Origin of the sequence: Zoogloea oryzae (assembly GCF_030161255.1) — a bacterium.
Classification (GTDB): domain Bacteria; phylum Pseudomonadota; class Gammaproteobacteria; order Burkholderiales; family Rhodocyclaceae; genus Zoogloea; species Zoogloea oryzae.
The window spans coordinates 25,588-33,187 of sequence record NZ_BSPX01000056.1; the positions used below are offsets into that span (position 1 = coordinate 25,588).

A 7,600-nucleotide genomic window follows, 5' to 3' on the forward strand; every position below is an offset into this window, starting at 1 on the left:
AGAATCAGTGAAAGTGATTGAAGTGGAGCAGCGATGAGCGGGCAGCAGATGGATGGGGGAAACGATCGGGGCGCCGACACGCCGCCGTCCTTCGACCGGCGTTATCGGGAGATGCTGGGCGCGGGGCTGGATCTCCTCGACCAGGGCGTCACGGTGTTCGACGAAGACTTGCGGATGGTCGCCTGGAACACGACCTTCCTGCGCCTGCTCGACTTTCCCGAGTCGCTGGCGAAGCCCGGCGTCAATTTCGAGGATTTCATCCGCTACAACGCCGAGCGGGGCGACTATGGTCCGGGCGATCCGGCGGCGCAGGTGGCCGAGCGGGTGGCCCGCGCGCGGAGCTTCCAGCCCCACGTCACCGAACGGGTGCGGCCCAACGGGCAGATCCTGTCGATCCGCGGCTTTCCGCTGCCGCACCAGGGCTTCATCACCGTCTATACCGACATCACCGGCCAGCGCCACAGCCAGGAGCAGATTGCCCGCCATCAGGCCGAACTGGAAGAGCACATCCGCCTGCGCACCGACGCGCTGACCCGCGCCAACGCCGAGCTCACCGCGGCCATCGAATCCAACAAGGCCATCACCGGCGCGCTGCGCCGCAGCGAGCAGCGCCTGCGGGAGATCACCGACGCGATCCCGGCGGCGGTGGCGTATTTCGACCACGACTGGACCTACCGCTACGCCAACAAGGGCTACGCCGAATGGTTCGGCTGGTCGGCGCCGGAGATCGAGGGCCGGCAGATCCGCGACGTGGTCGGGCAGGAGGTCTTCGCCATCGTGTCGCCCTATGTATCCCGGGCGCTGGCGGGCGAGCGGGTGTCGTACGAATACACCCTCACCGGCCGCGACGGCACGCCGGCCCAGGCCCGCAGCACGCTGGTGCCCGACATCGCCGACGGCGAGGTGATCGGCTGCTACGTGCATTCGGTGGATGTCACCGAGAGCCGCCGCACCCAGGCCGCGCTGGCCCAGGCCCAGAAGATGGAAGCCATCGGCCAGCTCACCGGCGGCCTCGCCCACGACTTCAACAACATGCTGACGGTGGTGATCGGCAATCTGGTGGCCCTGAAGGAAAACCACCCCAACGACCCGCTCACCGAGAACTTCGTCGAGCCCGCCATGCAGGCCGCCAACCGGGGCGCCGAGCTGATCCGCCGGCTACTGGGCTTTGCCCGCCGCCAGCCGCTGGAGCCGCGTCCGGTGGAGGTGAATGAGCTGATCCTGGGCATGTCGAAGCTGATCCGCCGCTCGCTGCCCGGCACCATCGCAGTGAGCACCGCCAGCCGCGAGCCGTGTCTGGTGGCGATGGTCGACGCCCACCAGCTTGAAAACGCGCTCCTCAACCTCGCCCTCAACGCCCGCGACGCGATGCCCAACGGTGGCGAGCTGCGCATCGAATCCTCGCTGGAGCACCTCAACGTGCACGCCGCGGCCGATCTCGAAGTACCCCCCGGCGACTACGTGCAGATCGCCGTCACCGACAACGGCATGGGCATGGACGGCAGCACGCTGGCGCGGGTCTTCGAGCCCTTCTTCACCACCAAGCAGTTCGGCATGGGCAGCGGGCTGGGGATGTCGATGGTGTATGGCTTCGTCAAGCAGTCGGGCGGCGGGGTGCGCATCCGCAGTCGGCAGGCACGGGGCACCACGGTGGCGCTGCTGCTGCCCCGGCTGGCCGAGGCCGAGGAGGTCGAAGCCCTGCCGGTGGGGCATGAGGTGGCCGAGACCGATCTGGCCGGCAAGCTGGTGCTGCTCGCCGAGGACGACGTGGACGTGCGCACCGTGGTGCGGATGCAGCTCTCTGAGCTGGGCTGCGCGGTGGTCGAGGCCGAGAACGGCGCCGAGGCCGCCGACATGGTCGAGAACATCCCGGCCATCGCGCTGGTGATCTCCGACGTGGTGATGCCCGGCGCGATGGACGGGCGGGCGCTGGCGCGTTTCGTGCGGCGTTTCCGGCCCGATCTGCCGGTGGTGCTGATGAGCGGCTTCGCCGAATCCCAGCACGAGCTGGGCATGGACGGCGATCTGCCGCTGCTCGCCAAGCCTTTCTCGCGGGACAAGCTGCTGGCTGCCTTGCGTCCGCTCGCCGCTTGAGCCAAGCTTCGCTGCCATGGCCCAGACCCGCAAACCCGAGCTGATCTACGTCGTCGAGGACGAAGCGGCCATCGCGCGCCTGATCGCCGACACCCTCGAGAAGTTCAGCTACCGCACCGAGCTGTTCCGCACCGCGGAGGCCTTCTTCCACGGCCTGCGCCATCAGGTGCCGGATCTGGTGGTGCTCGATCTGGGCCTGCCCGACATGGACGGCATGGCGGTGCTCCAGCAGCTGCGCCGCAAGCACACCTGCGGCCTGCTGGTGGTCACCGGCCGGGCCGACACCCACGACCGGGTGATGGGCCTCGAGCTCGGCGCCGACGACTACGTGGTCAAGCCCTTCGAGCCCCGCGAGCTGATCGCCCGGGTGCGCTCGATCCTGCGCCGTTATCCGGGGCAGGTGACGCTGCCGGCCGATCCAGCCCAACGGATCGCCGAATTTGCCGGCTGGCGTTTCGAGCCGGGCAGCAACACTTTGGTGAGCCCCGGCGGCCAGCAGGAAACCCTCAGCACCGCCGAGGCCCAGCTGCTCGGCGTGCTGCTGGCCCACCCCAACCACATCCTCACCCGCGAGCAGCTGCTCGAAGGGCGGGACGTGTCGGCGCTGGATCGCAGCATCGACCTGCGCATCTCGCGCCTGCGCCGACGCTTCGAGGAAAACCCCCAGCACGCCAAGCTCATCAAGACGGTGTACGGCGCCGGCTACCTGCTGGCGGCCACCGTTACCTGGACTTAGACGCAAAAAGGCCGGATCGCCTTGCGGCAGATCCGGCCTGATACGTGCGGCCTGCGTTCAGCGCCGAACGGGCGCCACGTCGATGGTGCGTCCGTCGTCGGCAAAACCCCGCTTCAGCTCGGCCGGCAGGCGGCTCACCAGCCAGGCGATCACCAGCGGAATCAGCACGAAATCATCCACCAGCCCGATCACCGGCAGCACGTCGGGGATCAGGTCGATCGGCGACAGCAGGTACAGCCCGATCAGCGCCACCGAGGGCACCAGCCAGGCCGGCCGCGCCGGGTGGCGCAGGGCGTACCACAGGATGCGCGCGTCCTTGCGGATGAGGGCATACAGGGCGGTGAGCTTCTTGAACATGGCAGGGGTTCCTTCGTGGTGGATGGCGCTTTCTATGATCGTCGGTCTGCCACCGGGTTGCCGGTGGTGTTGTAAGCGGATGTGATTTCGGCCCCGGGCGGACACATCCCGAAAGATCCGTGCGGCAAATGGTCGCATTCCCGGCCCGTCGGCGGCCGCCCGCGTTAAGCTCGCGGCGTTCATTTCAAGGAGTCTCCCGTGAAGCTTTCCGCCCTGATCGCCCGTTCCGTTGCTGTCACCCTGGCCGGCCTGTGTGCCACCGCCGCCTTTGCCGCGGATATCGAGGTCGCCAACCCGTGGGTGCGCGGCACCGTCGCGGCCCAGAAGGCCACCGGCGCCTTCATGCAGCTCTCCAGCAAGGGCGGCGTGAGCCTGGTGGGCGTCGAGAGCCCGGCCGCCAACATCGTCGAACTGCACGAGATGGTGATGGCCGACAACGTGATGAAGATGCGCGCCGTGCCGCGCCTCGACATCAAGCCCGGCCAGCCGGTGGAGCTCAAGCCCGGCAGCTACCACGTGATGCTGATCGACCTGAAGAAGCCCCTCGCCAAGGGCGATGTGGTGCCCATCACCCTCAAGGTCGAGGGCAAGGACCAGAAGGTCGAGCGCGTCGAGGTGAAGGCCGAGGTGCGCGACCTGACCGCCGCCGCGCCGATGCCGATGGATCACAAGCACCACCACTGAGCGCCCCTTGCGGCGTATCAAAGCGCCGGCGGCGGATCGGGTCTAGAGTGGCTTCATCACGTTCCGCCCCGCTGGGGCCGGAGGCCGTATGGATGTGCTCTCAGAATGGCTGCTGCCGGTGTTGCGCGGTGGTGCCGGCAATCTGGCCGCCTACCTCGCCGCCCATGTGCTGCTGTGCCTGCTGCCGGCCTTCTTCATCGCCGGCGCCATGTCGGCGCTGATCCCCCAGCAGACCATCACCCGTTTTCTCGGGCGCAATTCTCCCCGTCATGTTTCCTATCCCGCCGCGGCGGCCGCCGGCTCGCTGCTGGCGGTGTGCTCGTGCACCATCGTGCCGCTGTTTGCCGGCATCTATAAGAAGGGCGCCGGGCTGGGGCCGGCGATCACCTTCCTGTTCTTTGCGCCGGCGGCCAACATCCTGGCGCTGGCGTACACCGGCGGGGTGATCGGGGTCGATCTGGCCGGGGCGCGCTTCGTGCTGTCGCTGATCTTCGGGATCGGCATCGGGCTCATCATGGCCCTGCTGTTCCGGGCCGACGACGCCGCTCACGAGCAGGCCGGCAGCGCGATGTTCGCCGCCGGCAGCGAAGGCGTCGGGCCCGTGGCTGGGTGGTTTCTCGGGCTGTGGGTGGCGCTGCTGCTGGCGGGCACCCTCAAGCTCGGCTTTCTCACCGGTACGTGGTTCCATCTGGACGTGCCGCTACCGGCGGCGTCCAGCTGGCAGGCCTGGCTCGACCGGCTGGTGCCCTTCGACGCCAGCCGCGGCGAGGAGGGCGTGTCGGTGCAGGGGGTGATGCTGATCGCCCTGCTCGGGGCCATCGGCTTTACTGCCTGGCGCGGGCTGGAGAACATCCAGAACGGCGTGACTAGCTGGACCCGGGCCAGCCTCGGGCTGGTGTGGGCGACGCTGCTGCTGGCGGCGCTGGCGATCCGCCCGGCCGAGGGCGTGCTGCAGATCGGCTTTACCGGCAAGTTCTTCGGCGTGGCGGCGTGCCTCGCCGCGATCCACGTGCTGGCCTGGCGCCGGCTCGACCGGCAGGCGCTGCAGGACTGGCTGTGGGAATCCTGGCGTTTCGTGAAGCAGATCTTTCCGCTGCTGGTGGTGGGCGTGTTCATCGTCGGCATGGTGCGGGTGGTGGTGCGGCCCGAGTGGATCGAGGCGGTGGCGGGCAGCAACTCGGTGCTCGGCAACCTGGCCGGGGTGGCTTTCGGGGTGTTCATGTATTTCCCGACCCTCGTCGAGGTGCCCATCGCCCGGATGTTCCTCGACCTGGGCATGCACCGCGGGCCGCTGCTGGCCTACCTGATGTCCGACCCGGAGCTGTCGCTGCAGAGCATCCTCATCATCTCGGCGATCATCGGCCGGACCAAGACCGCGGCCTACGTGGGGCTGGTGGCGCTGTTCAGCGCGGTGGCCGGCTTCACCTACGGGGCGTGGGTGGATGGCCTGCCGCTGGGCCTGATCGTGCTGGGGCTGGCGGCCTTCATCGGCGTGCTGGCCATGCTGCTGATGGCGGCGAGCCGCCGCAACCAACTGAAAGGAGCCTGATCGTGCTGGATATCAAGGTGCTGGGGCCGGGCTGTGCCAACTGCCGCAAGCTGGAGGAGATCGCCCGGGCGGCGGCGGCCGAGCTGGGCGTCGAGGCGCAGATCGAGAAGGTCACCGACATGGACGCGATCCTCGCCTGGGACGTGCTGAAGACGCCGGGGCTGGTGGTCAATGGCAAGCTGGTGTCGTCCGGGCGCATTCCGGCGCCGGGCAGCGTGCTCGACTGGCTGCGCGAGGCCCAGGGCTGACATCCGCCGCCGCCGGGCCCTGATCGCCTGCCGGGCGGGCGGCGCGCTACACTCTGCGGCCGCTTTCTTCCTGCCGCCGCCTTCATGAATCACCCCGGCGATCGTCTCGGGCTCCTGTTCGCCGTTCTCGGCGCGGTGGGCTTCTCGTTCAAGGCCATCCTCATCAAGCTGGCCTATCCCTACGGCGTCGACGCCGTGACCCTGCTCGCCCTGCGCATGGGGCTGTCGCTGCCCTTCTTCCTGGCCCTGGGTTTTGCCGATGGCCGGCGGCGCCAGCACGCGAAGCTGTCGGGGCGCGATCTGGCCTTGATGGCCGGGCTGGGCTTTACCGGCTACTACATGGCCAGCTATCTGGATTTCCTCGGGCTGCAGTACATCTCGGCGGCGCTGGAGCGGCTGATCCTGTTTGCCTACCCCACGCTGGTGGTGGTGTTCTCGGCGCTGTTCCTGGGCAAGCCGATCACCCGCCGGGCGCTGGTCTGCATCGGGCTGTGCTACGCGGGCATCGCATTGGCGGTGGCCCACGATCTTCACATTGCCGGTAGCGCCAGGGATGTGTGGATCGGCGGCGGGCTGGTGTTTGGCAGCGCGGTGTCGTACGCGCTCTACCTGATGGGCAACGGCCAGGCGGTGGTGCGCCTGGGGGCGGCGCGGGTGACGGCCTGGGCTAGCGCCATCGCCTGCGTGCTGTGCCTTGGCCACTTTGCCGCCACCCGGCCCCTGGGCCTGCTGCTGGTGCAGCCAGCGCCGGTGATGGGGCTGGCGGTGGCGATGGCGCTGTTCTCCACGGTGCTGCCGGTGTGGATGGTCTCCGAGGCGATCCGCCGCCTGGGGGCCGGGCCGGTGTCGCTGATCGGCACCCTCGGCCCGGTGGTGACGCTCTTCCTGGGCTGGCTGATCCTCGCCGAGCCCATCGGGCTGTTCCAGATCCTGGGCGGGGCGCTGGTGGTGTCGGGCGTGGTGCTGGTGGGTCGCAAGGGGCCGCGTTCATCTCGGGGTTGAACTGGGCTCCCTTCAGGGGGAGTGCACTCAGCCCGGAGATGAACATGTTCAGGTCGGAGGGAGGGAGTGTCAGTAATTTTGTGTTCGAGGCTGTCTTGATTCTTCCTGCGCTGCCGTGGCAGCGCAGGAAGAATCGGCTCACCGTGCCATCGCCGGGATGAAGCGATCGGTATAGAGGATGGCGAACTGGTTCATCGCCGGCTTCCAGTGCAGCATCGGCTTCTTCCACTCGGCCGTGATGTTGCGTAGCGCCAGCCAGATCAATTTGGTCGCCGCCTCGTCCGTCGGGAAATGGCCCCGGGTCTTGATGATCTTGCGCACCCGCGCATTCAGACTCTCGATGGCGTTGGTGGTGTAGATCACCCGGCGCACTTCCGGCGGAAACGCGAAGAATGGGATCACCAGCTCCCACGCCCGGCGCCACGCCGCGGCCACCGTCGGGAAGCGCTGGGCCCCATTCTCCTTCGGCAAACGCCTCCAGCGCCGCCTGCGCGGCCTCGGCGCTCACCGCCTGGTAGATCGGCTTGAGAGCATCGGCAAGCGCCTTGCGCTCCCTGTAGCCCGCGTAGCTCAGGCTGTTGCGCAGCAGGTGCACGATGCACGTCTGCAGCGTCGTGCGCGGATACACTGCCTCCAGCGCCTCGGCCATGCCCTTGAGCCCGTCGGTGACGGCGATCAGGATGTCCTCACAGCCGCGCAGCTTCAGGTCGTTGAAGACCTTCAGCCAGAACTTGGCCCCTTCGGTCTGCTCGATCCACAGGCCCAGGATGTCCCGGCTGCCGTCCGGGCGCACGCCTAGCGCCAGGAACACCGCCTTGCTGCGCACCACCGCATCTTCGCGGATCTTCACCCGCAAGGCGTCGAAGAACACCACCGGGTACATCGCCTCCAGCGGCCGGCCCTGCCACTCGCGCACCTCGTCCATCACCG

General features: G+C 68.2%; 7 protein-coding genes and 1 pseudogene. 6 read left to right on the top strand and 2 right to left on the bottom strand.

Features of this window, described 5'->3' with window-relative positions:
• Positions 1 to 33 precede the first annotated feature (33 nt).
• Together QQK25_RS16280 and QQK25_RS16285 are read left to right on the top strand one after the other, a co-directional pair.
• Entirely contained in the window at positions 34 to 2,094 is a 2,061-nt protein-coding gene (locus tag QQK25_RS16280; protein ID WP_284188872.1) for a PAS-domain containing protein, read from the top strand.
• A 16-nt stretch (positions 2,095 to 2,110) separates the two neighbouring features.
• Positions 2,111 to 2,830 (top strand): response regulator transcription factor, encoded by a 720-nt coding sequence (locus QQK25_RS16285; RefSeq protein ID WP_194271235.1) that lies wholly within the window; start codon positions 2,111 to 2,113, stop codon positions 2,828 to 2,830.
• 57 nt (positions 2,831 to 2,887) lie between these two features.
• On the opposite strand, the gene QQK25_RS16290 is transcribed toward QQK25_RS16285, so the two are convergent.
• Positions 2,888 to 3,187 (bottom strand): YkvA family protein, encoded by a 300-nt coding sequence (locus QQK25_RS16290; protein WP_284188873.1) that lies wholly within the window; start codon positions 3,185 to 3,187, stop codon positions 2,888 to 2,890.
• Between the two features lie 198 nt (positions 3,188 to 3,385).
• Between QQK25_RS16290 and QQK25_RS16295 the strand changes: the two genes are divergently transcribed.
• The 4 genes from QQK25_RS16295 (at position 3,386) to QQK25_RS16310 (ending at position 6,670) form a co-directional block, all read left to right on the top strand.
• The gene (locus tag QQK25_RS16295) at positions 3,386 to 3,871 is read left to right on the top strand and encodes a copper chaperone PCu(A)C (protein ID WP_284188874.1); all 486 of its coding nucleotides are present in this window, start codon (positions 3,386 to 3,388) and stop codon (positions 3,869 to 3,871) included.
• A gap of 88 nt (positions 3,872 to 3,959) precedes the next feature.
• Positions 3,960 to 5,420, top strand: coding sequence for a permease (locus QQK25_RS16300; protein WP_284188875.1), 1,461 nt, complete (start codon positions 3,960 to 3,962; stop codon positions 5,418 to 5,420).
• A gap of 2 nt (positions 5,421 to 5,422) precedes the next feature.
• Complete coding sequence (locus tag QQK25_RS16305; RefSeq protein ID WP_284188876.1) at positions 5,423 to 5,668, top strand: thioredoxin family protein; 246 nt, start codon at positions 5,423 to 5,425, stop codon at positions 5,666 to 5,668.
• Positions 5,669 to 5,752: 84 nt separating this feature from the next.
• Entirely contained in the window at positions 5,753 to 6,670 is a 918-nt protein-coding gene (locus QQK25_RS16310) for a DMT family transporter (protein ID WP_284188877.1), read from the top strand.
• Between the two features lie 138 nt (positions 6,671 to 6,808).
• Here QQK25_RS16310 and QQK25_RS16315 read toward each other — a convergent pair.
• A pseudogene (locus QQK25_RS16315) lies at positions 6,809 to 7,600 on the bottom strand (IS256 family transposase); the annotation flags it as partial.